The organism is Streptomyces sp. NPDC006208 (assembly GCF_040613775.1).
GTDB lineage: Bacteria > Actinomycetota > Actinomycetes > Streptomycetales > Streptomycetaceae > Streptomyces.
On record NZ_JBEXSW010000005.1, the window covers coordinates 44,364 to 69,923 of the forward strand.

Sequence of the window (25,560 nt, forward strand, 5' to 3'; positions counted from 1 at the left end):
ACCGGATCCGGTGGCGGGAATGCTGATGCCCTCGGCCCGATAGCGCCGGTGCAGACGCTTGATGAACTCGTGCTTGATCCGGTACTGGTCGCTGAATTCCCCGACCCCAAGGATCACCGTGAAGCCGATCCTGGAGTCGCCGAAGGTGTGGAAACGGATGAGTGGTTCATGGTCGGGGATGCCGCCGGCGACATCGGCCATCACGCTGTCGACGACCTCGGTGGTGACCTTCTCGACATGATCCAGGTCGCTGTCGTAGCCGACCCCCACCTGGACGTTGAGCGTCATGTGCTGCTCGGGCTGGTGGTAGTTGGTCATGTTCGTGCCGGACAGCTTGGTGTTGGGGATGATCACCAGGTTCTCGGAGAGCGTGCGCACCACGGTGTTGCGCCAGTTGATGTCGACGACATAGCCCTCCTCTCCGCTGCTGAGCCTGATGTAGTCACCGGGCTGCACCGTTCTGGAAGCCAGGATGTGCACACCCGCGAAGAGGTTGGCCAGGGTGTCCTGCAGGGCCAGGGCCACCGCCAGACCGCCCACGCCCAGCGCGGTGAGCAGCGGCGCGATGGAGATGCCGAGGGTCTCCAGTACGACGAGGAAGCCGATGGCCAGCACCACGACGCGCGTGATGTTCACGAAAATGGTGGCCGACCCGGCGACACCGGTCCTGGAGTTGGCCAGGGCCTGCACCAGGCCGGCGACGATCCTCCCGACGGTGAGCGTCGCGGCCACGATGAGAACGGCGGTCAGCGCCATGGTGACGTTGCGCTCGACCCTGGCAGTCAGGGGGAGCGCCGAGGCCGCGACCGCCGCGCCGCCGGTGATCGCGGCCCAGGGAAGCAGTGCCCGCAGGGCGGCGACGATGATGTCGTCGCCGCTCCAGCGGGTTCTGTCGGCCCGTACGCCGAGCCATTTCAGGATCACACGCGACAGCGCGGCGGCCGCGATGCCCGCGGCCAGAGCGATTCCGGCGACGATCAGGTCGTGCAGCGCGAGAGCCCGGTTCACCTCTCGCCTCCCGTGGCACGGGGAAGGGTGCGTGCGGCGGAGCTTGCCGCTATGAGCCGTGTGTGGTGTGTCGTCACCTAGTCACCTGCGTGTTCATGGAGTGCCGTTGTGCGACCTGTCATCCTGCCGTACGTCCAGGAGGCGGCGTTTCCACATCGCCTGACTGCGTGTCACCGCGTACGGCCGGAAACCGATCAAGATCAGTTTCCGGGAGTGATCTTCCGTTGTCGATGCGCGGGATGATCGGCGGAGGCATATGCATCGATACGGCCCCTTGTCGACCGGTGAAAGTCTGATTAGAGTTCGGCAATGTCGAACGTAGGTCGGGTGGAATTCCCCTCCGGGTCCGGGGAACCGGCCGTGGGCGGCAGGCGACGCAGCGTGACGCGTCACCGGTCAGAGGGCTCGCCCCTCGCATGAGCGGTCCAACAGCCCGCCGTAAACCTGCAGAGCAAACCACCGGGAATCGCTATGCGAACCACCGTCTCGAATCCATCCGCGGCGCGGCGCGGCACCGTCGCACACCGTGTCCTCACCTCCCGCCGCGGGCCGGGCGACGCCGTGTGTGTCCATGCCTTCACCGTGTCCGCGGCAGCCGCAGAGGTCCCCGTGGCCCGGCGGCGGGTGGCTCGCGTGCTGCGGGAATGGGGACTGCACGACGACGGGCTGCACACGGCCTCACTCGTGATCTCCGAGCTGGTCGGCAATGCCGCACGGCACGCCGTTCCGTATTCGGCCAGGACCACGGTGACGCTCACCAGAACCGGGACGACGCTCGTACTGGCCGTGCACGACGAGCACCCCTTCCTGCCGCAGCCGCCGCTCGCGGCCGACCCCGGACAGGACTGCGGACGGGGCCTGATGATCGTCGACAGCCTCGCCCGCGAGGCGGGGGGCACCCTGCAGGTGCGCCGGGCGCCCGTACGGGGCAAGGAGGTCCGGGCGGTCTTCCCCGCCGCCGACGCCGCGGACAGCGCTGACCTCGCCACATGCCTGGCCGACGCCTGCCCGGTGATGCACTTCCTGCCCCACATGACCGGTCGCTGGTGAACCCGCCGGCCGCCGGCCGGTGCGAGGGGCCGTGAAGCAGATCGGGCGGGCCGGGGCCTGAGGCCCGGCCCGCCCGACGACAGCATGAGGGTGCTGTCAGCCCCCGGTGCCCGTCACGGCGTGGCCGGCTCGAGCACGACGGACAGCTCCGAGAGACCGCGGAAGGCCGGGAACGGCACTTCCATCCAGGGCGCCTCCCGCATCGGGTCGGCCAGAGCCGTCCTCGGGAACCGGCCGAACAGACCGGTGAGCGCGAGCTGCATCTCCAGCCTGGCGAGCGGCGCTCCCAGGCAGTAGTGAATGCCGTGGCCGAAACCCAGATGGGCATTCTGGGCGTTCCCCTGCCGTGTCACGTCCAGCTGATCCGGGGATTCGAACTTGCGCGGGTCACGGTTGGCCGAAGTGAGCGCGATCTGAACCAGAGCGCCCTTCGGAATCCGCGTCCCGGCGATCTCCACAGCCTCGGTCGCATGACGGAACGTCGCGCTCTCCACCGAGCCGTCGTACCGCAGCACCTCCTCCACCGCCGGTCCGACCAGGTCCGGGTTCTGCTGCACCGCGCGGAGCTGTGCAGGGTGGGTGATGAGGTGGTAGACGGCGTTGCCGATGAGGTACGCGGTCGTCTTGTGACCCGCGAACATCAGCAGAAACGCTGTCGAGACCAGCTCGTTCTCGCTGAGCCCGCCGTCGCTGTCCCGCGCTGCGATCAGGGCGCTGAGCAGGTCCTCGCCCGGGCGGCTGCGCTTGCGCGCCAGGAGATCCGTGAAGTACGCGTGCAGGCTCTGCTCCGCCTTCTGCTGGGCGTGCCTGGATTCCTTGCTGAACCCGGTCTGCGCCACCGTGGTGGACCACTGCTGCACCTGCGCCCGCTCGTCCGGCGGTACGCCGAGCAGCTCGCAGATCACGATGATCGGCAGCGGGAACGCGAACGTCGGCAGCAGGTCGACCGGTTGCCCGGTCGGGCATGCGTCGAGCAGTGTCTCGACGAGGTCCTGGATCTGCGGCCGCAGCGACTCCACGCGGCGTGGGGTGAAGGCGGTGTTCACCAGCTTGCGCAGCCGGGTGTGCTTGGGCGGGTCGGCGTTGAGCATGTGATCGTCCAGAGCCACCGACGAGTCACCGAAGATCCTCCGGTACGCGTCCATGGCCCCGTACATGTCCTTGCTCAGCCGAGGGTCCGCCAGGGCAGCCCGTGCGTCCTCGTACCGCGTGATCAGGTACGTGTCGATGCCGTGAGGCGGTCGCATGGGACAGACGGGTGCCGTCTCCCGGAGGTCGGCGTACACCGGATGCGGGTTGCGCCTGAACTCCGGGGTGCACCGCTCGGCTGCGGTGGCCGGACTTTCCACAGTGGTCACGGACGGCTCCTGAGGTCGAAGATGGCCTCGGCGTTGCCGCCGAGAATGAGCTGCTGGGACGCCTTGTCGACAGGCAGCTTCTCGATCATGCGGATGGAATCCTCCAGCGGCGCGGACATCGGCGGCGAGTCGGTGCCGAAGAGCATCCGCTCGGGCCCCAGCACCTCCGCGTTGAGGCCGAGGTGCGCCGGGCTGAACGGACTGGTGTCGACATACATGCGCCGCAGTGCGGCGGCCGGGTCGGCCGCCTGCGGGGTGGAGGACGGCGGGGCCGCCGCCGGGGTGGAGGACGCCGCCGCCGGCGCGCCCCCGCCCCAGTGCCGCGGACGCGCCGCCGTCTGCAGGCGCTCCGGCAGCAGCGCGATCGCGCCGCCGCCGGTGGCACCGATCAGCCGCAGGCCGGGGTACTTCTCCAGCCATCCCGCGAACGCGATCATGGCCATGCCCATGGTGACGTCGCCGAACCGGCCGATCTGCTCGACGAAGCCGACGTTGTCGACCCGCTCCGTGCCGATCGGTTCGGCCGGGGCGTGCACCAGGACCGGCACCCCTGTCTCGGCGGCCAGCGCGAAGAAGGAGTCCGCGCGCGGAGAGCCGAGCAACTCGCCGTGGACGCTGGACGTGGTGATCAGACCCACGAAGCCGGGATCTGCCAGCGTCTCCCGGACCCCTTCCAGATGATCGTCGTCGCCGAAGGGGTTGGCGTACACGTACCCGCGCAACTGGTCCGGGAAGGAGGCGAACAGGCCGGACATCCAGTCGTGGAACCGTCTCAGACGGTCCCGGGGCTGCGCGTAGTTGTCGACGCCGGGGACTCGGGCCATCGCGCCGGCGCCGACCGGACTGCCGATGATGGTGAGGTCGATCCCGGCCTGAGCGCGGGCGGCGAGCATTCCGTCGACGTCCGTCAGGCTGGGAGGCATGGGGAAGCGCTGGGCGGCCTCCGGTGGGGACAGGTGCCCGTGGATGTCGATGATCATGTCCTGGTCCCCGGGTTCGGTGCGATGGCGTGGGCGACCGCGACACAGTCCTCGTCGCCGTGTCCCTGCTCGGTGGCGCGGAGGTGGGTCTCCGCGGCCGCGTCGACGAGCGGAAGGCGCATTCCCGCCGCCGCGGCCTGGTCCGCTACGAGCTTGAGGTCCTTGGCCATCAGGCACAGCCTGAAGTCGGGCTTGTCGAATCGCCCGGAAGCCAGGCGTTTCGACTTGAACGCCATGACCGGGGAGGCGAAGCCGCTGCCCGCGATGGTGCTCAGTACGAGCTTGCGGTCGAGCCCGGTCGCGGTCGCCAACTCCACGGCCTCGGCCATGGCTTGGACCTCGATGCCCATCAGCAGGTTGAGGAGCAGCTTCATGCGCATGCCGGAACCGAGCGCGCCGAGGTGCACGACCTGCTTGCCCAGCAGCTCGAGCAGCGGCCGCCCCGCGGTGAAGACCCGCTCCTCGCCGCCCACGAACAGCCGCAGATCACCGCTGCGGGCGTGCTCGCGGTTGCCCAGCATGCCCACGTCCAGAACGGAGGGCACGTCCCCGGCGATACGGACGACCTCGTCCGGAGCGACGGTGCTGGCGCAGACCAGGGAGCCGCGGTACTGGCCTGCGGTCAGCACCCCGTCCGGTCCCCGCAGCACGGCGCCGAGGGCGTCGCCGTCGGCCACGGTGCAGATGGCGGCGCTCGTGCCCTCGACGGCATCGGCCGGGTGGGCTGCGGCGAAGGCGCCGGCCTTCGCGAGAGGTTCGGTCCGCTCCGGGGTGCGGTTCCAGACCCGTACCGGAACACCCTGCTCAAGAAGGCGGGTGGCCAGGCCGGTGCCCATGGTGCCGAGACCGAGGACGGCCACGGGGCCGTTGGGACGCGTCATGACTTCCTCCCCACGGTCTCCTTGATGACCCGGAAGCGCAGCGACTGGGTGTGGTCGACCCACTGGCGCAGCGGAGCCACCAGCGTCTGGTGGTCTTCTCCCTGCTGCCAGGCGAAGAAGTGCTCGGGGGTCTCCCACTCGCTGGTGATCACCCACTGCCGGGAGCCGTCGACGGGCTCACCCAGCCTGTCGATGATGTGCCCGGGGACTTGAGCGACGGACTTGCGTATTCGCTCGTACATCTCCAGAAACCCTTGTTCGCCGTTCTCGATGACCTGAACCGCGAACACCACGGACAGCCTTTGGGCCGATTGGCCGTTCTGCAGTGCGTCCATGTCTCCTCCTGGTGGTTGAGATCCGGCAGGACACGACTCCCACCGACTCATGGCCCGCCTGGCCACGCAACTCCGGTGTGGCGAGAGCCCAATGGGGGTAAGGGCGGTCGCTTCGCGGATGGTCCGTCCGGGTGACTGAAGAAGGCCCTTTCCGGAAGCCGCCGACGGCCTTGTGCCCGATGAGAGTGAATCCCCTTGCTGTTGGACGATGCGTCGTCCCTCGGACCGGCACCGCTCATGGCGGGAAGCGGTGCGGCGGGTACGGGGCCGGCGCCCCCGGGGCGCGTCGTGCCTCGGCGCCGACGCCGGGGGCGTCCCCGCGTGGGCGGCGGCGTCGGCGGATCGACGCCGCGGGAAGAAAGCGCCTTCGGCCCGCCCACCCATGCTTTGAACGCGTTCAGCATCGTTCGCGCCGCGCCGTATCGACCGGTCGCGTCGCACCGCATCGAACAGATGAACTGCTCGCAGATGCGAACAGAGCGAGGTGAGGTGACCCTGGAGGAGCGGGGGTGACCAGGGCGGCCAGGGCCAGGACGGCCGCCGCAGCCCTGACGGAACGGAAGTGGAACATGACCCGGAAAACCAAGCTCACCGCCCGCGACATCATGACCGGCGGAGTGCAGTGCATCGGCGCCCACCAGTCACTGCTCGACGCGGCCAAGATGATGCGCGACCTCAACGTGGGCTGTCTGCCGATATGCGGCGACAACAACAGGCTCACGGGCCTGATCACCGACCGCGACATCGTCGTCCAGTGCTGCGCCGAAGGCATCGACCCGGCAACGGTCCAGGCCGGTTCCCTCGCCGGGGAGCTCCACTGGATCGACGCGGGCTCGGGTGCCGACGAAGCTCTGTCGCTGATGGAGGAGCACCAGATCAAGCGCCTGCCGGTGATCGACGTCCAGCAGGGCCACCAGCTCGTCGGCATGATCACGGAGGCCAATCTGGCGAGGAATCTCTCGGACGCGCAGATCGCGGAGTTCGCGACCAAGGTGTACGCGAACGCGTGAACGCTGCCGGGCCGCGGTGCGGCCGCCGAGGAGGCACGGCTGTCGGCACCTGACGCCTGTCGGGCCAGGTGCGGGCGCCGGGTCTCCTGCGGGCGCAGCCGCCCCCGCCGTGCAGCCGCCCTCTTCCGTTCCGTGACGGGACGGGGCGGCGCCGTCGCGCCGATCGTCGAGGTGGCGACGCCGACCGGCTCTGCCTGCGCGTGCGCGGGTCGAAGGGAACGGTGCAGTGCCATCAGATCGGTCGAGAGACGAGCAGGCCGCAAGGCAGCTCCAGTCCGAGCCCGGAACGCTTCTGGAGCGCGTCGCCATTGCCGTCTTCGGCTTCGACGAGCATGACCGGATCTGCTACTGGGGACCGGGCGCCGAGACTCTGTTCGGCTACGGCTCCGAGGCCGTGCTGTCGAACCCCGGCGCCGTCCTCTTCCCCGGCCCGGCCGACGGCGGCGCCCCCGGCGCGGCTGCACGCCTCGCGGAGCGTGGCCGCAACGAGGGGTACTGGCGCGGGCGGGTGCCGGCCCGGCACCGGGACGGCACGGTCTTCGACTGCGGCTTCCGGGTCTTCTCCGTCTCGGGGGCCGCTGGGCGGTCGGTGGTCATGGCCCTGGCGAGCCGCAGCGAGGAACTCGACCGAGTGAAGACCAACCTCGCATTCCTCGACGCCCTCTTCGAGACCTGCCCCATCGGCCTGGTCATGCTCGACGAGGACCTGCGCTACGTGCACCTCAACCAGGCGCTCGCCGACATGGACGGCCTCTCCATCGAGGCGCACCTCGGACGGCGTATGGGGGAGATCATGGTGACGTCCGACGACGGCGCGTACCTGCGCATGCTGAGGGCCGTCGCCACCGAGGGCCGAACCGTGGCGGGAACGCTGGTCGGCATGCGCACGCTCGGGCACCCCGACAGTGACCAGGTACGGTCGGTGAGCTTCTTCCCCTTGAGCCAGGCGGTCGGCACGCGCCCCGGACTGGGCGGCCTGATGGTCGACGTCACCGACCGGGAGCAGGCGATCGTGGAGGCGACCGCCGGCCGCCGGCGTCTGGCCCTGCTGGACCGGGCCACCGCCAAGATCGGCACCACCTTGGACGTGAACGTCACCGCCGGCGAGCTGGTCGCCGCCGCGGTTCCCGACTTCTCCGACGCTTCCGTCGTCGAACTGGTGGAGTGGACGGACGAGCCCGAGGTGTTCAACCCGGAACTGCCGCTGGTCACCCGCAGGATCGCCGCCGGTACCGTCCTGCCGCCACCGGCCGGCGAACTCGTCCGCGGACTGGAGATCGTGACCTACCCGCCCGGCTCCAGCATCCACGAGATGCTGCGAACGGGCCGCCCGGTCTCCGTCCCCGTGAACGAGGAGTTCGTGACGCGGACCGTCGTGCACCAGGCCCGCGCCCAGCTGCTCATCGACAGCGGCCTGACCGGCATCCTCCTCGCCCCGCTCATCGCCCGGGGAACGGTGCAGGGGCTCACCATGTTCGGCCGCTCCGCCGCCCGGCCGGCCTTCACCGAGCAGGACCTCAGCCTCGCCGGTGAACTCGCCTCCCGCGCCGCCCTGTGTCTGGACAACGCGCGCCTCTACAGCCGGGTCCAGGACATCGCGCTCACCCTCCAACGCGCGCTGCTCCCCACCGCCTTGGCCACCAGTCCCTACGTACAGGTCGCCCACCGCTACGTCCCCGGCAGTCACATCACCGAGGTCGGCGGCGACTGGTACGACGTGATCAGCCTGCCCGGCGACCGGCTGGCGCTCGTCGTCGGCGACGTCATGGGCCATGGGGTGCCTGCCGCGGCAGCCATGGGAAGGCTGCGTATCACTGCAAAGGCGCTGGCCAGGCACATCCAGGAACCGCAGGACCTGCTCACCGAACTCGACGCCTGCGCCCTGGACGCCGGTATCGATCTCGCGACCTGTCTGTACGTCCTCTACGACCCCACGACCGGAAACGCCCGCCTGGCCAGTGCCGGGCACCCCCCGCCGCTGGTGCTGCACCCGGACGGCAGGGTCGAAACCGTCGATGACGTGCTGGGCATCCCGCTCGGCGTCGGCGGCTCCCCCTTCCTGGCGACCGAGATCGTCCTCCCCGAGAACGCCACCCTCGCCCTCTACACCGACGGCCTCATCGAAGCGCGGGGCCAGGACATCGACGACGGGCTGGAGGCGCTGCGCGCCGAACTCCGCAGAACGGCCGACGGCCCGCTGGAGGCGACAGCCGACCGTATCCTCGCGAACCTGCTGCCCGATCCGCCGGGGGACGACACGGTCCTCGTCCTCGCCCGCGTCCGCCGCGCACCGTAGCCGGCGCCTCCGGTCTGCGGGCTGCCCCCCGGGGCCGGATCCGACGGCACGCAACACACCGCAACCGATTGCCATGATCGTTCGGTTACGGTGTGCCATCGAAACGCGTACCGGGTACGCGAGGCTTCGCGGGAAGGGCACACGCATGACTTTGATCCTGGCCGCCGCCGAGGCACGCCGCTCCGCGCCCCGGTCGGCATGACGGCGCCGGACCCGCAGCCGCATCCGGTCGCCTCCGCAGCGAGCGCGCCCGCCACCGCCGCCCGCGCCGGCGACACGGCGGCCGCACGTCTCAAGGAACGGATCTACGCGACCATCACCCTGACCGCTGTCGTGGTGGCACTCGCCGAGGGAGATTCGGTCGATCACGGCGAAGCCGCTCTCACCGTGGCTGTGGCGGCGCTCGGGGTGTGGCTGGCGACGCTGGTCGCCGACGAGCAGTCGCACCGCGCGCTGACCCGGCGCAGCGCCAACCGCGCCGAGATCCGAACCGCGTTGCACGTCTCCAGCCCGCTGCTGCTGGGTGCGGTGGGGCCCCTTGTACTGATCGGCATGTCGGCGCTCGGGGCGATGGATCTGGTCACCGCACTGCTCATCGGCGCCGGGGTGGAAGTGGCCACCCTGTTCCTGTGGGGCTGGCGGACCGGCCTGCGGCTGGGCAACGGGCCGGTGAGCGCGATGATCTCGGGCCTTCTCGACACGGTGATCGGTGTTGGGGTCGTGGCCGTGAAGCTTCTCGGGGGTCACTGAGCCGGGGCGGTCCGCTGCACAGCGGCGGTACCGCATCTCGTGAGCCGACCCGCTCGCTGCGTCGTCGTGCGGGCCCCGTCTTCGGGAGGGTGCACCAAGCACGGCTGGTTCACCCCTGCCGGCGCCCGGTGACGGCGGCTCTCGGGCCGCGCGCCGTGGACCGGTCGGCGCCAGGAAATCCACAGGCCGCGGCCGGGCGGTGCCCGCTACGATCAAGCCCCATCTGATCACGGCGGTCTGACAACCGCTGAACCAACGGTTGTCGACGGAGGCACCGATGACGCAGGCCCCCGGGCGGCTGCCCGGCCACCCCGAGCGGCTGGAGCAGGGGCACCCGTTCCGGCAGTGGAAGACCTGGCGGATACCCGGCACCGAGCTGACCCTCACCGGTTACTCGCGAGCCAACGACAAGACGTTCTTCCACATCCCCGAACTGCGCTGCAGCCTCGACGCCGGACTGTGCGAAGGCCGGCAGGTGGACACCGTCTTCCTCACCCACACCCACCACGACCACTCCAAGGACCTCGACCACCTGGCCGCGAAGGCGTCCGGGGCCGACATCCATCTGCCCGCCGCGGCTGTGCCGTACGTCGAGACCTTTCTGCGGGCGTCGGCCGAACTGAACCACGGCGCGGCATACGATCCGGCCCTCGCCGGGACCTACCGCCTGCACGGTGTGCGGGACGGCGACGAGTTCACCTTCGGACGCCGCGGACACCATGTGCGGGTGGTCGAGTGCGAGCACAAGGTGCCGTGCGTGGGCTACGCCTTCTCCGAGCGCCGCAAGGCGCTGTTGCCGGAGTACGAGGAGCTGCGGCGCTCCCTCGCCGCGGAGGGCCGGGGCGCGGAGTTCGGGCGGATCGTGGCGCAGCGGCGCAAGGACGGTGCCGAGGTCGAACAGGAGGTCCGCAGACCGCTGTTCGCCTTCCTCGGCGACACACATGTGAGCGTGTTCGAGCGCAATCCCTGGCTCTTCGAGTACCCGGTCGTCATCACCGAGTGCACCTATCTCGACGACTCCGAACGGGAACGGGCGGACCGGGTCGGGCACACGGTCTGGAGCAGGCTGCGACCAGTGGTCGAGGCCCACCCGCAGACGCTCTTCGTCCTCACGCACTTCAGCCTGCGCCACTCGGACCAGGATGTCCTCGCCTTCTTCAGGAACGAGCCGTTGGACAACGTACTGCTGTGGGTGCACCCCGAGAGCCGTCTGCCCGAGCAGCACCAGCACGGCGGCTCCGATGCCTGAGAACCGCTGGTCGCCGTATCCGAAGATCCCGGCCAAGGCCCGGCTCGGCGGAGCACGAGCCCGTGACTGGGTCGCGCTGGAGAAGGTCCACGGGGCGAACTTCGCCGTCGTCTGCGACGGCGCGGAGGCCGCCCGTCCCGCCAAACGCCGTGAACTGCTCGGCGAGAGCGGCCTCGACGAGTTCTTCGGCGTGGGCCGCATCTGGCCCGCGCTGGCCGTGGCGGCCAGTCGCTGCGCCGCGGCCCTGCGCCATCGCCACGGCACAGACGCCTCGACATCGGTGACCGTCTACGGCGAACTGGCGGGCGGGCGATACCCGCATCCGGACGTGGCACCTTCACCGGGCGCGGAACCCGTGCAGACCGGGGTCTGGTACGCGCCGGGGCTGCTCTGGCTGCCGTTCGACGCCGCCGTCGAAACCGACCGGGGCACGTGCTGGGTCTCCGACGGGGCGCTGCGCGAGGCTGCCGGAACCGCCGGTCTGCACTGCGCCCCGCTGCTCGCGCAGGGGACGCTCGCCCAGGTCCAGGAACAGTCCCCGGTGTTCCCGACCCGGCTGCCCGGTCTGCTGGGCCTGCCCGAACTGCCCGACAACCTCGCCGAAGGGCTGGTCGTCAAGCCGGCCGGGGAATGGTGGGTCACGGACGCGGACAGCGGCCGCAGTACGCCGCGCCCCGTCGCCAAGCTCAAGCAGCCGGCTTTCGCCGAGGACGAGCGCTTCGACGGCTCCCGCCCGTACCGGCCACCGGCCGAGGGCGCGGCCGGTGTCCCCGGCTGGCTCGTCGGCCAGGTCACCGCACTGCTCACCCCGGCACGTGCGGCAGCCGCCGTCAGCAAGCTGGGACCGCGCACACCACCGGATGCCGTGGCACGGGAGATCGCCCAAGACGTGGTGGACGAGGCCGCCGACGCACTCGGCGGCCTGGAGGACGGTCTCTGCCGGGCGCTGCAGGAGGCGCTGCGGCCCGGAGCCCTCGCACTCGCGCGCTTCGACGCCGCCGACCGCAGGGCCACGGCATAGTCCTCCTCGCCGGATCAGCGGCCGGCCAGCACGTCCCGCAACCGCCGGGCCTGCTTGACCAGTTGGGACGAGCCCGGCCGCCCCGCAAGTGCGGTCACCTCCGGCAGCCCACCGCGCGCACCCGACTGCTGCGCACAGTCGGCGGCGATGGCGAGCAGCGCCCCGTGCAGTTGGGGGCGGGTACAGGCCAGGAGCCCGGGGAGCGCTGCGGCCAGTACGTCCCAGACCGGGGCGGCGGCGCCCGGGGACATGGCCGCCGTACGGAGCGAGCCGGTCAGCAGCGGCACCTTCAGGGTGCCCAGCGCCACCAGCTCACCGACTTCCCGGCCCAGCAGCGTGCCGTCCAACCGGCCTTGCGCGGCGAGCAGGAGGAGCGCCTGTACGGCGGCCTGCCGGTCCTGCTCCGGGGTGGAGGCGAGCCCGTACGCGACGGCCAGATGCACGGCGGGCCCCGCCGGGCCTTCGCTCGCGGCCAGTGTGTGAAGGAACGCCGGGGCACCGCGGCCGTCCGCGTCGGCGGCCGACGCGATCCCCGACAGCAGCCGGGCAGCGGCGATCTCGGGGTGCCACGGCAGCACCGCGACCGTGTGCCCGTCCCTCCTGTCCAGGCCGAAGTGAGGACAGCCGATGTGCGGCTCGAACGCCCGGAAGAGCGACCAGAAGCGCCGGGGGAACTCACCACGGCCCTCGATCGCCTCCGTACCCACCAGGATCCGCCGTCCGGCGCGAGCGCCCCTGCGCCTGCTGGGCCGTTCCGGCTCGCCCGCTTCGCGCTCACGCCACCACGCCGGGTGGGGCAGCCCGCCCTGACGCAGCCAGGCGAGAATCCGAGGTCCCTCGGGCAGTTCCAACTTCTCCGCCGCGCGCAGCACTTCGGGTTCGACCGGGCCACCGCCGCAGCGCAGCAGCGCCTGCCCCAGATCGGCAGGGCCCGGCCGGACGCCTGACCGCTCGTACTGCGCGAGGCGCTCGACCAGGTCGAGCGGCTCCACGGCCCCGGTCGGCCCGCTCGGCGCGGCCAGCAGGGACGGCACGTGATCACCCGCCCGCAGTCGTGCGGCGATCTCCCCGATGCGCGCCCCCACGATGTGGTCCAGCGCCTCGTGCTGGCAGAGCTCGAGCCAGCCGCGCTCGGCGTTCTCCCAGGGCTCCTCGGCCCGGACGGTGCCTGCGGCTTGCTCCACCACAGGGGCCAGGCCCTGTCCCGGCCCCCGCCGCTGTCCCGCGAACTCGCGCACGACGGGCGCCAGCGCGGCGGCCAGAGCGTCCCGGTCGCGGTACGCCCAGGTCACCACGGCGTTGAGCAGTCGCTCGTACGTCTCGACGTCCTGGTCGCCGCGGCCGGCCGGCGCGGCCGCGAGCTCCTCGGCCAGTGAGCCGAGCGGCGGCACGGCGGATTCCCCCTTGATCACATGAGGGAGGCTAGACCGCCCGACAAGCCTCACGCCACCCACCCGCCCTCCCTCACTCGCCGTCCGCCGCCAGGCGCTCCGCGCGCGAGCGAGCGGTCCGGGCGTCGCGGCGGGCCTGGCGGGCCCTTCGCCCGGCCTCGGTGGCCCGGTGCCGCGCCTCGTCCAGGGCGCTCTTGGCGGCGCGTGCCCTCTCCTGCGCGTCCGACAGCTCCCCGGCCACCGCGGCCGCGTGCTCCTGCGCCTCCCGCACGAGCGTCTCGGCCTGCTCGAGGTCGTCCTCGCGCTCCCGCGCCCGGCGATCGGCGGCGTCGGCGTCCTGACGGGCCTGCGTGAGCCGGGTACGGCGCTGCTCCTCGGCCGTCGCCGCGGTGGCGTCGTTCCCGCCGCCCGCGGAACTGCGCTGCGGCGCGGACGGTGCGGCCGTGGTCGCACGGGGCGCAGTCGGCAGGGGTGCCGTCACCGGGATCGCGGGGAAGCCGGTGGCGCTGAGCGGCTTGGCCAGCCGGCCGGATGCCCACTCCTGCGCCGCCTGCGGATCCGCAAGGGCCGCGTGCAGGGTCGCTTCGATCTCCTGCTGCGCCGCCTCACCGATGGGGTGCCCGGCATCGGCAGCGAGCTGCCGGGCCTGTCGGGCGAGTTCACCGACCACCGTGTGCTTCTGACGGCTGAGTGTGCGCAGCTGCCCGGGGTCGAGCTCCTGATGGGCCTGGCGCAGACCTTCACCGAGCTCGAGCATCCGGGACACCTGCTCGGGGTGGGCGCGGACGAACATGTTGCTGGTCCACGCCGACTGTGTCGGGCGTCGCAGGGCGCCGATCCGGTCGGCGAGCTCGCGGTCCTTCGCCTTGCGGGCCGCGGCCGCATGCCGGCCGCGGGCCTCGACGAACTCGTCCGGCGGCAGCCCGTACAGCTCGTCCGCGACATTCTCCAGATCCACGACTCGCCCAGCACCTTCCCTGTGTTCGAGAGGGCAATCAACGGCGCTCGGCGGAGCACCCGGGCGCTGATCATTCCCGACGCCAGGGCGTGCGTAACGATCCGCGGGGCAACCGGGTCCGGCCACGGCGGTCCTACGCCCTGCGGCTGCCGAGCACGTCGATCGCCGTGATCACCCGGTCCCAGAACCTCTCGCTGTCCAGGGTCAGCGCGACCCGCGCGTTCACCGGCCGGTCCAGGTACTGGTGCATGTCCACCACGGTCGCCCCGCGCGTGTACTGCCCGCGCAGTTCGACGGCCACGCTCGCGTCGACGCACTGCACGATCGCCGGGTCGATGACCCGGGCGACCGCGACCGGGTCGTGCAGCGGTGGTGAGGCGAAACCCCACAGCCGCCGGTAGGTGGCGGCGAAGTACGTCATCAACTGCACGCAGATTCGGGAGAGTTCGGTGTCGAGGCTCTCCAGGCGGGCCAGCACCCCGGGCGTGGCGAGGGCCTGATGGGTGACATTGAGACCGCACATGGTGACCGGGACGCCGCTGCGGAAGACGATGTCCGCAGCCTCCGGATCCACGTACACGTTGAACTCGGCCGCCGGTGTCCTGTTGCCGCCCTTGGTCGAGCCGCCCATGAGCACGATCTCCCGGATGCGTGCGGCACAGTCCGGGTACCGCGTGAGCAGCAAGGCGATATTCGTCAGGGGCGCCGTCGGGACAAGCGTGACGGGCTCCGGATGCTCGGTCAGGATCCGGTGCATCAGGTCCACCGCGTGCTCCGGGACGGCTTCCACGGTGGGTTCCGGGAACTGCGGCCCGTCCATGCCGGATGTGCCGTGCACGTCGTCCGCAACCAGCAGCGGCTGGACGAGCGGCCGCGCGCAGCCGGCCGCGATGGGAACACCGGTGATCCCGGCGACCGTGCAGACCCGCCGCGCGTTCAGTGTCGTCTTCTCGACGGTCTGATTGCCTGCGACCGTCGTGATCGCGAGCAGTTCGACCGCCGGGTCCCCCGCCGCCAGCATGAGGGCGATGGCATCGTCGTGCCCGGGATCGCAGTCGATGATGATCGGGACAGGCACGGCACTCCTCGGTGTCCTGGGAACAGTGACGGTGACACACGCAGCCTTCCCCCGGAGCCCCTCACCTTCTCCCGACGCCCCCCGCGAGCGCGGAATGACGTCAGGGACGGCCAGGGGCGCCGCTGCCGGGTTCGGACGCCGCCGAGTGGTCCCGGCGGTGTTCGCTTTCGAGTGACACCCACGGCACTGCGCCGGGCGGGCGCGCCAGGATGTCCGACGATCGCCGTGGCCGCATCCAGCTCGCGTGCGATCCGGCCGCAAGCCAGCCGTACCCGGTCGAAGGCCGCCATGCACATTCTTGTCGTTGCCAGCGCGTACAACAGCCTCACCCAGCGAGTCCACGCCGAACTCCGGGACCGCAGACACACCGTGGCCGTGGAACTCGTGCTGCACGACGACTCCATCAGGGACGCCGTCCATCTGCACCGGCCCGAACTGGTGGTGGCGCCCATGCTCAGGACCGCCGTCCCGCGCGATGTGTGGCAGTCACACACGTGTCTCATCGTCCACCCGGGACCGGTGGGCGACCGGGGGCCGTCGTCTCTCGACTGGGCCGTCCACGAGGGCGCTCGCTCCTGGGGCGTCACCGTCCTGCAGGCCGAGGACGACATGGACGCCGGCGCCGTGTGGGCCTCGGTCCCGTGCGCCATGCCGCCCGTGGCCAAGAGCGATCTGTACCGCAACGAGGTGTCGGACGCCGCGGTCACAGCCGTCCTTGCGGCCGTGGACCGATTCGCGTCCGGTTCGTACACCCCACGGCCCCAGGACGGCGACACCGTCCGCGTACGGCCGTACTTCCGCCAGGCGCTCCGGCGCATCTCCTGGGACGCGGACTCCACCGACTCGGTCGTGCGCACCCTGCGCGCGGCCGACTCGCAGCCCGGGGTGCTCGACGAACTCCTGGGCGCCGAGTGGTTCCTGCACGGTGGTCATGCCGAGGACAAGCTGCGGGGCCGCCCCGGCGATCTGCTCGCTACCCGGGCCGGTGCGATCTGTCGCGCCACCGCCGACGGTGCGGTATGGATCCCGGAACTGCGGCCCCGGCGCGCTCCCGGAGGGCCCGCCACCTTCAAGCTCCCGGCCACCACCGCCCTGGCGGGCCGGCTGCCCGTGCTGCCGGAGATCCCGCCCCCGCTGCATGCGGACGGGCTGCGCCGGACCTGGAGCGACATCCGCTACCGCGAGGAGGGGCAGGCCGGATTCCTCCTCTTCACCTTCCCCGGCGGGGCGATGAGCACGACGCAGTGCCGGCGCCTGCTGGACGCCTACCGCGTGGCGTGTGCCCGGCCCACGTCGGTGCTGGTCCTGGGCGGCGCCCGGGACTTCTTCTCCAACGGCATCCATCTGAACGTCATCGAGGCCGCGGCTGACCCGGCAGGGGAGTCCTGGGCCAATCTCAACGCCATGAACGACCTGGTGGAGGCCGTTCTGACGACCACCGACCGCCTGGTGGTCGCCGCCGTCGCCGGAAACGCCGCGGCCGGCGGGGTCATGCTGGCCGCCGCGGCCGACGAGGTCTGGTGCCGGGCGGGCGCCGTGCTCAATCCGCACTACCGGCTGATGGGGCTGTACGGCTCCGAGTACTGGACGTACTCCCTGCCCCGCCGCGTGGGCGAGGCCGCCGCGGCACGGCTCATCGAGGAGGCGCTGCCGATGACGGCGGGGGAGGCGCTGCGGCTCGGCCTGGTGGACCGGGTCGTCGACCGCGCGCCGCAGGAGTTCGCCGGAGAAGTCACCCGACTGGCCGCACGGCTGGCCTCGTTCCCCGCGACGGGGCAGCGGATCGCCGCGAAGAAGTCCGACCGGGAGCACGCCGAGTCCATCAGGCCGCTGGCGGCCCACCGGGAGGAGGAGCTCGCCCGGATGCACCGCATCATCTTCGATCCCACCGCTCCGTACCACGCGCTGCGGCGGTCGTTCGTGTGCAAACAGCCGTCCGGACGTGCCGAGAGTGCGGTGGCAGCCGCACCGTCCGACTGTTAGCAAGAACGATGACAACCGATTTCCAAAGGTCTGTCGCCAGTGCTCCCCAGGAGGCGTCCTCATGCAAGCAGCAACGTCGAACGCGGTCGACACCCGGGAATCGTCGGGTGAGGCCGCTGCTGACCAGTCCACGATCCACATCCTCTGGATCAACGCGGGACTGAGTTGCGACGGTGACTCGGTCGCTCTGACGGCCGCCATGCAGCCGAGCATCGAGGAAATCGTGCTCGGCGCACTGCCCGGTCTCCCGAAGGTCGAGGTGCACTGGCCGCTGATCGACTTCGAATGCGGCCCGGTCGGCGGCGCCGACACGTTCATCGAATGGTTCTTCAAGGGCGAGCGCGGCGAGATCGACCCCTTCGTACTGGTCGTCGAGGGTTCCATCCCCAATGAGTCGATCAAGCAGGAGGGCTACTGGTGCGGCTTCGGCGACGACCCCGAGACCGGTCAGCCCATCACGACCAGCGAGTGGATCGACCGGCTGGCGGACAAGGCGCTGGCGGTCGTCGCGATCGGCACCTGTGCCACGTACGGCGGTATCCACGCCATGGCCGGCAACCCGACCGGCGCCATGGGCGTGCCCGACTACCTCGGCTGGGACTGGAAGTCCAAGGCCGGCATCCCCATCGTGTGCGTGCCCGGCTGCCCGATCCAGCCCGACAACTTCTCCGAGACGCTGACCTATCTGCTCTACCAGGCCACCGGCGCGGCGCCGATGATCCCCCTGGACGACAAGCTCAGGCCGACCTGGCTGTTCGGCGCCACGGTGCACGAGGGCTGCGACCGGGCGGGGTACTACGAGCAGGGCCAGTTCGCCGACGCCTACGACTCGCCCAAGTGCCTGGTGAAGCTCGGCTGCTGGGGCCCCGTGGTCAAGTGCAACGTGCCCAAGCGCGGCTGGATGGCCGGAATCGGCGGCTGCCCGAACGTGGGCGGCATCTGCATTGCCTGCACCATGCCGGGCTTTCCCGACAAGTTCATGCCGTTCATGGACGAGCCGCCCGGCGCGAGAGTGTCCGTCACGGGCACCAGCGCGTACGGCGCCGTGATCCGCAGGCTCCGCAGCTTCACGGCCAAGACCGTGGACAAGGAGCCCAAGTGGCGGCACACGGGCGAAAAGATCACCACCGGCTACCGGCCCCCGTGGCCGCTCTGACCCCTGTTCAGGACACCGACCCATCTCCTGCTCGAAGACGTGAAGAAGGGCACCGCAGACACGATGGCAACACAGGCGAAAGCGGCCGGCGACGGCCTGGTGGAGATGGCTTGGGATCCGATCACCCGGATCGTGGGCAGTCTCGGCATCCACACGAAGATCGACTTCAAGCAGAAGCGGGTCGCCGAGTGCTACAGCACCTCGTCGGTGTTCCGCGGCTACAGCGTCTTCATGCGCGGCAAGGACCCGCGTGACGCCCATTTCATCACCAGCCGCATCTGCGGCATCTGCGGTGACAACCACGCCACGTGTTCGGTGTACGCGCAGAACATGGCCTACGGGGTGAAGCCGCCGCACCTCGGTGAGTACATCATCAACCTCGGCGAGTCCGCGGAGTACATGTTCGACCACAACATCTTCCAGGAGAACCTGGTCGGGGTCGACTACTGCGAGAAGATGGTCCGCGAGACCAACCCGGGCGTCCTGGAGCTCGCCGAGCGCACCGAAGCACCGCACGCGGCGGAGCACGGCTACCGCACCATCGCCGACATCATGCGCTCGCTGAACCCGCTGGAGGGTGAGTTCTACCGCGAGGCACTCCAGGTCAGCCGCTACACCCGGGAGATGTTCTGTCTGATGGAGGGCCGCCATGTGCACCCCTCCACGCTCTACCCGGGCGGAGTGGGCACCATCGCCTCCGTCCAGCTGTTCACGGACTACATGACCCGCCTCATGCGCTACGTCGAGTTCATGAAGCGGGTCGTCCCGCTGCACGACGACCTCTTCGACTTCTTCTACGAGGCGCTGCCCGGATACGAGGAGGTCGGCCGCCGGCGCGTGCTCCTGGGCTGCTGGGGAGCGCTCAACGACCCCGAGTACTGCGACTTCACCTACGCCAACATGACCGACTGGGGCCGGAGGATGTACGTCACCCCCGGCGTCATCGTCGACGGCAAGCTGGTCACCAACGACCTCACAGAGATCAACCTCGGCATCCGCATCCTGCTCGGCAGCTCGTACTACGAGGACTGGGAGGGCCAGGAGCAGTTCGTCACCCACGATCCGCTCGGCAACCCCGTCGACCCGCGCCACCCCTGGAACCAGCACACCATCCCCGCCCCCCAGAAGCGGGACTTCAGCGACAAGTACAGCTGGGTGATGTCCCCGCGCTGGTTCGACGGCAAGGACCACCTGGCGCTGGACACGGGCGGCGGCCCCATCGCCCGCCTGTGGTCCACCGCGCTCTCCGGGCTCGTCGACATCGGCTACGTCAAGGCCACCGGCCACAGCGTTGTCATCAACCTGCCGCGCACGATGACCAAGCCGGAGACCACGTTCGAGTGGAGGATCCCCCAGTGGAGCAACGCACTCGAACGCAACCGCGCGCGCACCTACTTCCAGGCCTACGCGGCGGCGGTCGCCCTGCACTGCGCCGAGAAGGGGCTCGAGGAGGTACGCGCCGGACGCACCCAGACCTGGGAGAAGTTCGAGGTGCCGGACGAGTCGATCGGAGTCGGATTCACCGAGGCCGTACGCGGAGTCCTGTCGCACCACATGGTCATCCGGGACGGCAAGATCGCCAACTACCACCCGTACCCGCCGACTCCGTGGAACGCGAGCACACGGGACAGCTTCGGCACGCCCGGCCCGTACGAGGACGCGGTGCAGAACACCCCGATCTTCGAGGAGAACCCGCCCGAGAACTTCAAGGGCATCGACATCATGCGGGCCGTCCGCAGCTTCGACCCCTGTCTGCCGTGCGGCGTCCACATGTACGTGGGCGGCGGCAAGACCGTGAAGACGATGCACGTGCCCACCGGCCTGAGCGGTCTGGCGGGATGAGCGCGGCAGCGGACACCACCGTGGCACGGGCCGGCGCCGCGGCACGGCCCGGCACCGCGGAACAGGCGGGCCGCCGCGTCGAGGAGGTTCTCGAACAGCTGGCCGCGTCCGGAGACGAGCAGACCTGCGCCGCGGCCGAGGAACTCGTGCGGGTGCTGATGGACTTCTACGGCACAGGACTCGCGAGAACCGTGGAGCTGCTGCGCCGCCATGCCCATCAGGGGCCCGGGGCCGACCCGCTCGCCGCCCTGCTCGGCGACGAGCTGGTGGCGAGCCTGCTCGTGCTGCACGACCTCCACCCCGAGGACCTCACCACCCGCATCGGCCGCGCCATGGACACCGTCCGCGGACTCGGCGTCGAGCAGGCCGGGTTCGACGAGGCCACCGGCGTACTGCGGTTGAGGACGACCGGATCCGGCGGATGCGGCTGCCCGAGCACCCAGGACGGGGCCAGGCAGGCCGCCGTGGACGCGCTGGCCTGCTTCGCCCCCGAAGTGACCAGGGTCGACATGGACGGCACGGGCACCGCACGCGAACCCGCCCTCCTCCAGATCGGGACCGGCCCGGCCGGCCCGTCCCCCGTCGGCTCCTGTTCGGCCACCGCGCGGTGAGCGGGCTGCCCCAGGCCGGACCGGCAGGACGCGCGCCCGGCCGGGAGCCGCGCGGCCTGCGCCGGTTCGCGATGCCCCGCCCGCCCCGGCAGGAGCGCTGCGAACTGTGCGGAGCGCAGGTGCCCGAGGAGCACCGGCATCTGGTCGACACCGAGAAGCGGGCACTGGCCTGCGCCTGCTCCCCCTGCGCGCTGCTGATGGCACGACCGGGCGCATCCCACGGGCGCTTCCGCGCCGTACCCGACCGCTGTCTCGCCGACCATGACCACCGGCTCGACGACGGTGCCTGGGAACTCCTCCAGATTCCGGTCAGCGTCGCCTTCTTCTTCCACAACTCCGCCCTCGGCCGGCTGGTCGCGCTGTACCCGAGTCCGGCGGGCGCGACCGAGAGCGAGGTGGAACCCTCGGTCCGGGAGTCCGTACTGAGCGCGACCCGGCTCGCCGGCGAGCTCGAACCCGACGTCGAAGCCCTCCTGGTGCGCCGCACCGGCGAGCGCACCGAGTGCTACCTGGTGCCGATCGACATCTGCTACGCGCTGGTGGGCCGGATGCGCCTGCTGTGGCAGGGCTTCGACGGCGGCGCCGAGGCTCGCGCCGACCTCGACGCCTTCTTCGACGACATCCGCCGACGAGCAGGCGCACCACAGGGGAGCCGGCCATGACCGAGTTCGCCTTCACCTGCACGGGCGTACGGGCCGACCCGTACGCCGCGGGGCCCACTCTCGTCTTCCGGCTGCGTATCACCGCATCGCAGCAGGCCCGGGTGCACGCGCTCGCGCTGCGCTGCCAGATCCGTATCGAGCCGGCCCGGCGCACCTATGACGCGACCGAAGCCGCAGGGCTGGGCGACCTGTTCGGCGAGCGCTCCCGCTGGGGAAGCACCGTCCACCCGGTGCAGTTCGCCCAGGTCCAGGTCATGGTGCCCGGCTTCACCGCCGAGACCGAAGCGGACGTCGTCGTGCCCTGCACCTACGACATGGACATCGCGGCGACCCGCTACCTCGACGCGCTGGCCGGCGGCGAAGTCCCCCTGCTCATGCTGTTCTCCGGTACCGCCTTCACCGGAGACTCCGGCTTCCGCGTCGAGCCGGTCCCCTGGGACCGCGAGGCACAGTGCCGGATGCCGGTCAAGGTCTGGCAGGAGATGCTCGATCAGCACTTCCCGGGCTGCGGCTGGATCCGGCTGCCCCGCGACACGATGGACGCACTGCTCGCCCACCGCTCCCGCCGGGCACTGCCGTCCTTCGACGCGACCGTGCGGGAACTGCTGGAGGCACAGGGCCCGTCGCCGGACGAGAGGACGACGGCATGACGACGACCGCCGCGTTCCCGCCCGAGACGGAGTCCAGACTCGCCTACGCACGGCAGGTGGCCGACGCCGTCCTGTTCGAGGGCTATGTCCTCTACCCGTACCGGGCGTCGGCCGCGAAGAACAGGCTGCGGTGGCAGTTCGGGGTGCTCGTACCTCCCGCCTGGAGCGCCGACGGCTCCGAGCACGACTTCCAGCACACCGAGTGCCTGATGGAACCGAAGAGCGGCGCCGTACTCGCTGTCGAGGTGCGGTTCCTGCACACACAGCGAAGGATCGTGCAACAGGCGTGCACGGACGGCACGTTCCAGACCGTGCCCGAACTGCACCTCGACGACCGTGTGCTCATGCCCTGGGACGAGGGCTCGGAAGAGCGCGTCGAAGTGTCCGTGCCCGTGGCCGAGTTGGAAGGGGACGGCATCACGGTCCCGTTCACCCGGCCGGCCGGTGAGGAGACCGAACCCGTCGTCGACGGAAGCGGCCAGGTGGTGGGACGGCTCGTCCGCCGCCGCGAGGAGCTCTTCGGAGTTCTGCGTCTGCGCGCCGAGGAACTCGCGGGCCCCTACCGGACGATGCGGCTGACGGCCGTCGTGGAGAACACCAGCGCCTGGATGCCGCAGCCCGGCGGAGACCGGGACGCCGCCCTGCCGCGCTCCCTGGTCGCCGCCCACCTGCTGCTGTGCCTGAGCTCCGGCTCGTTCCTGTCCATGACGGACCACCCTCAGTGGGCCACGGCAGCGGTCGCCTCCTGCCGGAACCTGCACACCTGGCCCGTACTCGCGGGCGAGAGGGGCCGAGGCGACCTGGTCCTGTCCTCCCCGATCATCCTGGAGGACCACCCGGCGATCGCACCGGAGAGTCCCGGCGCCCTCTACGACGCCACCGAGATCGACGAGATCCTCGCGCTGCGCACCGCGGCCCTCACCGACGAGGAGAAGCGCGAGGCACGTGGAACGGACCCGAGGGCGGCGGCCGTGATCGACCTGGCCGACTCGATGCCCGCCGAGGTCCTGGAACGCCTGCACGGCGCGGTGCGCTCCCTGCGGGAGGTGACCGGCCCCGACCCGTTCGAGACCGAGCACGGCACCGCCCGGCCCGAGACCCCCTGGTGGGACCCGGGCTCCGACCCCGCCGTCGACCCGGCGCACGACGAGGTGCTGGTGGACGGCAGGGCGGTGCGCGCCGGCAGCCGGGTGATCCTGCAGCCGGGCCTGCGCCGCAGCGATGCCCAGGACCTGTTCCTGCAGGGCCGCAGCGCCCTGGTCGAGGCGGTGCTCCACGACGTGGACGGGGGAGTGCACCTGGCGGTGACCGTCGAGGGCGATCCGGGTGCCGACATCCGCCGCGAGCAGGGCCGCTTCCTGTACTTCCAACCCGACGAGGTCAAGCTCCTGGAGGACGCGTGAGCAGCCCCGTACAGGATCGTGCCCGGACCCTGGTCGCCGGCATCGGCAACATCTTCCTCGGGGACGACGGCTTCGGCGTCGAAACCGTGCGCCTGCTGGCGGAGCACCAACTGCCCGACCATGTCGAGGTGGTGGACATCGGGACCCGCGGCGTCCACCTCGCGTACCAGCTGCTCGACGGGTACGACACGCTCGTCCTGGTCGACGCGACGGCGCGCGGGGGCGAGCCCGGGACTCTGTACCTGATCGAGGCCGCGACGCCGGGCACGGTGGAACCGGGCAGCGTCCCGCTCGACGGGCACGGCATGTCCCCCGACACCGTCCTGGCACTGCTCGGCACCCTGTGCGCCGGCACCGGAGGCACCCCGCCGCGGCGCACGCTGGTGGTGGGATGCGAACCGGCCTGTGTCGAGGAGGGCATCGGGCTCAGCCCCCAGGTGACCGCCGCTGTGCCCCAGGCCGTGCAGATGGTCACGGACCTTGTCCAACACCAACCCGTGAGATGAGGAGAAGACCATGAAGAAGACCATCATCGGCGGCGCTGCTGCCGCCGCCACCGCTACCGCCGTAGCGGCAATCGTCGCCGGGGTGCTGCCCGACCTCAGGCGCTATCTGCGGATGCGCAGGATGTGACGAGCGCGTCCGCCGGGAGGGTGCCGCCCACCCGGGGCTGCACCGAACGGCGGACGCAGCCGTGTGGTGTCGGCGTGCCGGGCGGCCCGGCGGGCGGCCGCGCCCTCTAATGGGGCCGAACTGGCCGACCGCAGCGCAGGACGGAGATCGATGCACGAGATGTCCATCGCGCTGGCCGTCGTCGACCAGGTGGAGGAAGCGGCGCGCTCCCAGGGGGCCACCGCGGTCAGAGCCGTGCGGCTCGAGGTCGGCGAACTGGCCGGTGTGGTCCCCGACGCCCTCGCCTTCTCCTTCGAACTGGCCTGCGCCGGCACCGTTCTGGAAGGCGCCGAGCTGATCGCCCGGTCCGTCCCCGGCCGCGCGCGCTGCGAGTCGTGCGCCGAGGACTGGGCGGTCGGGATGCCGCCGCAGCTGTGCTGCCCGAGGTGCGGCGGGGCCACCGCCGAGCTGATCGCCGGCCGCGAGCTGTGCATCACCGCCGTGGAGTGGGACGACGAGCGGGCCGGCGCACGTATCCCAGAACCGATCTCCGAGGAGGGCTGACCCATGTGCCGAGTGGTCGATCTGCAGCAGGCGGTGCTCGCCAAGAACGACGCCGCAGCCCATACGCTGCGCTCCGAACTGGCCGCCCGCGGCACCACGATCGTCAACCTCCTCTCCAGCCCCGGCAGCGGGAAGACGGCTCTGCTGGAGGACGAGCTGCTGCTGGCGCGGGAACGGGGGGTGCAGGCCGCGGCCCTGACGGCCGATCTGGCCACCGAGAACGACGCCGTACGCCTGGCCAGATCCGGTGTGCCGGTCAAGCAGGTGCTCACCGACGGGCTGTGCCACCTGGAGGCCGCGATGCTGGCCGGACACCTGCACGGCTGGCTGCCCGAGGACACCCGGCTGCTGTTCGTGGAGAACGTCGGCAACCTCGTCTGCCCGGCCTCCTACGACCTCGGCGAATCACTCAGAGTCGTCCTCGCCTCGGTCACCGAGGGCGAGGACAAACCGCTGAAGTACCCCACGGCATTCGGCCTCGCCCACCTCGTGGTGGTCACCAAGACCGACATCGCCGAGGCCGTCGGGTTCGACGAGGCCGCGTTCCGCAGCCATGTGCAACAGGTCAACCCCGGTGTGGAGGTGCTCCTCACCTCCGTACGCACCCGGCAGGGCGCCGGCGCCCTGCTCGATCGGGCACTCGCCGCGGCCGAGGGCGCCACGGTCCATGCGCCGGTCATGGCGCGGGCCCGCTCGTGACCTCCACCCAGCA

General features: G+C 70.9%; 24 protein-coding genes and 1 pseudogene. 17 read left to right on the plus strand and 8 right to left on the minus strand.

Translation table 11 applies throughout. The features are described 5' to 3' along the window. Window positions 1-12 precede the first annotated feature (12 nt). Window positions 13-1,008: pseudogene (locus tag ABZ208_RS05165) on the minus strand (mechanosensitive ion channel family protein); the annotation flags it as partial. 471 nt (window positions 1,009-1,479) lie between these two features. Between ABZ208_RS05165 and ABZ208_RS05170 the strand changes: the two are divergent. Next, complete coding sequence (locus tag ABZ208_RS05170) at window positions 1,480-2,058, plus strand: ATP-binding protein (RefSeq protein WP_356908212.1); 579 nt, start codon at window positions 1,480-1,482, stop codon at window positions 2,056-2,058. Window positions 2,059-2,171: 113 nt separating this feature from the next. On the opposite strand, the gene ABZ208_RS05175 is transcribed toward ABZ208_RS05170, so the two are convergent. Genes ABZ208_RS05175 through ABZ208_RS05190 form a run of 4 tightly spaced genes read right to left on the minus strand, consistent with a single transcriptional unit; the run spans window position 2,172 to window position 5,612 of the window. Beyond that, window positions 2,172-3,416, minus strand: a complete 1,245-nt coding sequence (locus ABZ208_RS05175) for a cytochrome P450 (protein ID WP_356908213.1) — start codon at window positions 3,414-3,416, stop codon at window positions 2,172-2,174. Beyond that, window positions 3,413-4,396: an amidohydrolase family protein gene (locus ABZ208_RS05180; protein WP_356908214.1), complete on the minus strand. Its 984-nt coding sequence runs from the start codon at window positions 4,394-4,396 to the stop codon at window positions 3,413-3,415. Before ABZ208_RS05180 ends, ABZ208_RS05175 begins: the two co-directional genes overlap by 4 nt. Then, window positions 4,393-5,277, minus strand: a complete 885-nt coding sequence (locus ABZ208_RS05185; protein WP_356908215.1) for an NAD(P)-dependent oxidoreductase — start codon at window positions 5,275-5,277, stop codon at window positions 4,393-4,395. Before ABZ208_RS05185 ends, ABZ208_RS05180 begins: the two co-directional genes overlap by 4 nt. Then, window positions 5,274-5,612 (minus strand): antibiotic biosynthesis monooxygenase family protein, encoded by a 339-nt coding sequence (locus ABZ208_RS05190; RefSeq protein ID WP_328393040.1) that lies wholly within the window; start codon window positions 5,610-5,612, stop codon window positions 5,274-5,276. The genes ABZ208_RS05185 and ABZ208_RS05190 overlap by 4 nt, the downstream gene beginning before the upstream one ends. A gap of 321 nt (window positions 5,613-5,933) precedes the next feature. Between ABZ208_RS05190 and ABZ208_RS05195 the strand changes: the two genes are divergently transcribed. From ABZ208_RS05195 to ABZ208_RS05220, 6 genes are all read left to right on the plus strand, one after another. Next, window positions 5,934-6,125 (plus strand): hypothetical protein, encoded by a 192-nt coding sequence (locus ABZ208_RS05195; protein ID WP_356908216.1) that lies wholly within the window; start codon window positions 5,934-5,936, stop codon window positions 6,123-6,125. A gap of 56 nt (window positions 6,126-6,181) precedes the next feature. Then, window positions 6,182-6,622, plus strand: a complete 441-nt coding sequence (locus ABZ208_RS05200; protein WP_356908217.1) for a CBS domain-containing protein — start codon at window positions 6,182-6,184, stop codon at window positions 6,620-6,622. A 226-nt stretch (window positions 6,623-6,848) separates the two neighbouring features. Further along, a complete protein-coding gene (locus ABZ208_RS05205; RefSeq protein ID WP_356908218.1) occupies window positions 6,849-8,918 on the plus strand; it encodes a SpoIIE family protein phosphatase in 2,070 nt (689 codons plus the stop codon). Window positions 8,919-9,116: 198 nt separating this feature from the next. Beyond that, entirely contained in the window at window positions 9,117-9,668 is a 552-nt protein-coding gene (locus ABZ208_RS05210) for a hypothetical protein (RefSeq protein WP_356908219.1), read from the plus strand. A 277-nt stretch (window positions 9,669-9,945) separates the two neighbouring features. Then, window positions 9,946-10,917 carry an MBL fold metallo-hydrolase gene (locus ABZ208_RS05215; RefSeq protein ID WP_356908220.1) on the plus strand — a complete coding sequence of 324 codons (972 nt, stop codon included), beginning with the start codon at window positions 9,946-9,948 and terminating at the stop codon, window positions 10,915-10,917. Continuing rightward, entirely contained in the window at window positions 10,910-11,938 is a 1,029-nt protein-coding gene (locus ABZ208_RS05220; RefSeq protein ID WP_356908221.1) for an RNA ligase family protein, read from the plus strand. Before ABZ208_RS05215 ends, ABZ208_RS05220 begins: the two co-directional genes overlap by 8 nt. Window positions 11,939-11,952: 14 nt before the next feature. Here the strand turns inward: ABZ208_RS05220 and ABZ208_RS05225 are convergent, their stop codons facing one another. The 3 genes from ABZ208_RS05225 to ABZ208_RS05235 all read right to left on the minus strand — a co-directional run bounded on the left by ABZ208_RS05225 (window position 11,953) and on the right by ABZ208_RS05235 (window position 15,365). After that, on the minus strand, window positions 11,953-13,350 hold the full coding sequence (locus ABZ208_RS05225; protein ID WP_356908222.1) for a hypothetical protein: 1,398 nt from the start codon (window positions 13,348-13,350) through the stop codon (window positions 11,953-11,955). A gap of 52 nt (window positions 13,351-13,402) precedes the next feature. Next, the gene (locus ABZ208_RS05230; RefSeq protein WP_356908223.1) at window positions 13,403-14,287 is read right to left on the minus strand and encodes a hypothetical protein; all 885 of its coding nucleotides are present in this window, start codon (window positions 14,285-14,287) and stop codon (window positions 13,403-13,405) included. 133 nt (window positions 14,288-14,420) lie between these two features. Then, entirely contained in the window at window positions 14,421-15,365 is a 945-nt protein-coding gene (locus ABZ208_RS05235) for a nucleoside hydrolase (RefSeq protein WP_356908224.1), read from the minus strand. Between the two features lie 288 nt (window positions 15,366-15,653). Between ABZ208_RS05235 and ABZ208_RS05240 the strand changes: the two genes are divergently transcribed. The 10 genes from ABZ208_RS05240 to hypB all read left to right on the plus strand — a co-directional run bounded on the left by ABZ208_RS05240 (window position 15,654) and on the right by hypB (window position 25,547). Beyond that, the gene (locus tag ABZ208_RS05240) at window positions 15,654-17,348 is read left to right on the plus strand and encodes a hydrogenase maturation protein (protein WP_356908225.1); all 1,695 of its coding nucleotides are present in this window, start codon (window positions 15,654-15,656) and stop codon (window positions 17,346-17,348) included. A gap of 61 nt (window positions 17,349-17,409) precedes the next feature. Beyond that, complete coding sequence (locus ABZ208_RS05245) at window positions 17,410-18,504, plus strand: hydrogenase expression protein HypE (RefSeq protein ID WP_328393020.1); 1,095 nt, start codon at window positions 17,410-17,412, stop codon at window positions 18,502-18,504. Between the two features lie 63 nt (window positions 18,505-18,567). Then, a complete protein-coding gene (locus ABZ208_RS05250) occupies window positions 18,568-20,346 on the plus strand; it encodes a nickel-dependent hydrogenase large subunit (RefSeq protein WP_356908226.1) in 1,779 nt (592 codons plus the stop codon). Further along, the gene (locus ABZ208_RS05255) at window positions 20,343-20,957 is read left to right on the plus strand and encodes a hypothetical protein (protein WP_356908227.1); all 615 of its coding nucleotides are present in this window, start codon (window positions 20,343-20,345) and stop codon (window positions 20,955-20,957) included. The genes ABZ208_RS05250 and ABZ208_RS05255 overlap by 4 nt, the downstream gene beginning before the upstream one ends. 71 nt (window positions 20,958-21,028) lie before the next feature. Continuing rightward, entirely contained in the window at window positions 21,029-21,619 is a 591-nt protein-coding gene (locus ABZ208_RS05260; protein ID WP_356908334.1) for a DUF5947 family protein, read from the plus strand. After that, entirely contained in the window at window positions 21,616-22,269 is a 654-nt protein-coding gene (locus ABZ208_RS05265; RefSeq protein ID WP_356908228.1) for a DUF6084 family protein, read from the plus strand. The genes ABZ208_RS05260 and ABZ208_RS05265 overlap by 4 nt, the downstream gene beginning before the upstream one ends. Beyond that, the gene (locus ABZ208_RS05270) at window positions 22,266-23,672 is read left to right on the plus strand and encodes a hypothetical protein (RefSeq protein WP_356908229.1); all 1,407 of its coding nucleotides are present in this window, start codon (window positions 22,266-22,268) and stop codon (window positions 23,670-23,672) included. Before ABZ208_RS05265 ends, ABZ208_RS05270 begins: the two co-directional genes overlap by 4 nt. Further along, the gene (locus ABZ208_RS05275; RefSeq protein ID WP_356908230.1) at window positions 23,669-24,178 is read left to right on the plus strand and encodes a hydrogenase maturation protease; all 510 of its coding nucleotides are present in this window, start codon (window positions 23,669-23,671) and stop codon (window positions 24,176-24,178) included. Before ABZ208_RS05270 ends, ABZ208_RS05275 begins: the two co-directional genes overlap by 4 nt. A gap of 277 nt (window positions 24,179-24,455) precedes the next feature. Next, window positions 24,456-24,848: a hydrogenase maturation nickel metallochaperone HypA gene (gene hypA / locus ABZ208_RS05280; RefSeq protein WP_356908231.1), complete on the plus strand. Its 393-nt coding sequence runs from the start codon at window positions 24,456-24,458 to the stop codon at window positions 24,846-24,848. Between the two features lie 3 nt (window positions 24,849-24,851). Further along, window positions 24,852-25,547 carry a hydrogenase nickel incorporation protein HypB gene (gene hypB / locus ABZ208_RS05285; RefSeq protein WP_356908232.1) on the plus strand — a complete coding sequence of 232 codons (696 nt, stop codon included), beginning with the start codon at window positions 24,852-24,854 and terminating at the stop codon, window positions 25,545-25,547. The last annotated feature ends 13 nt before the right edge of the window (window positions 25,548-25,560 follow it).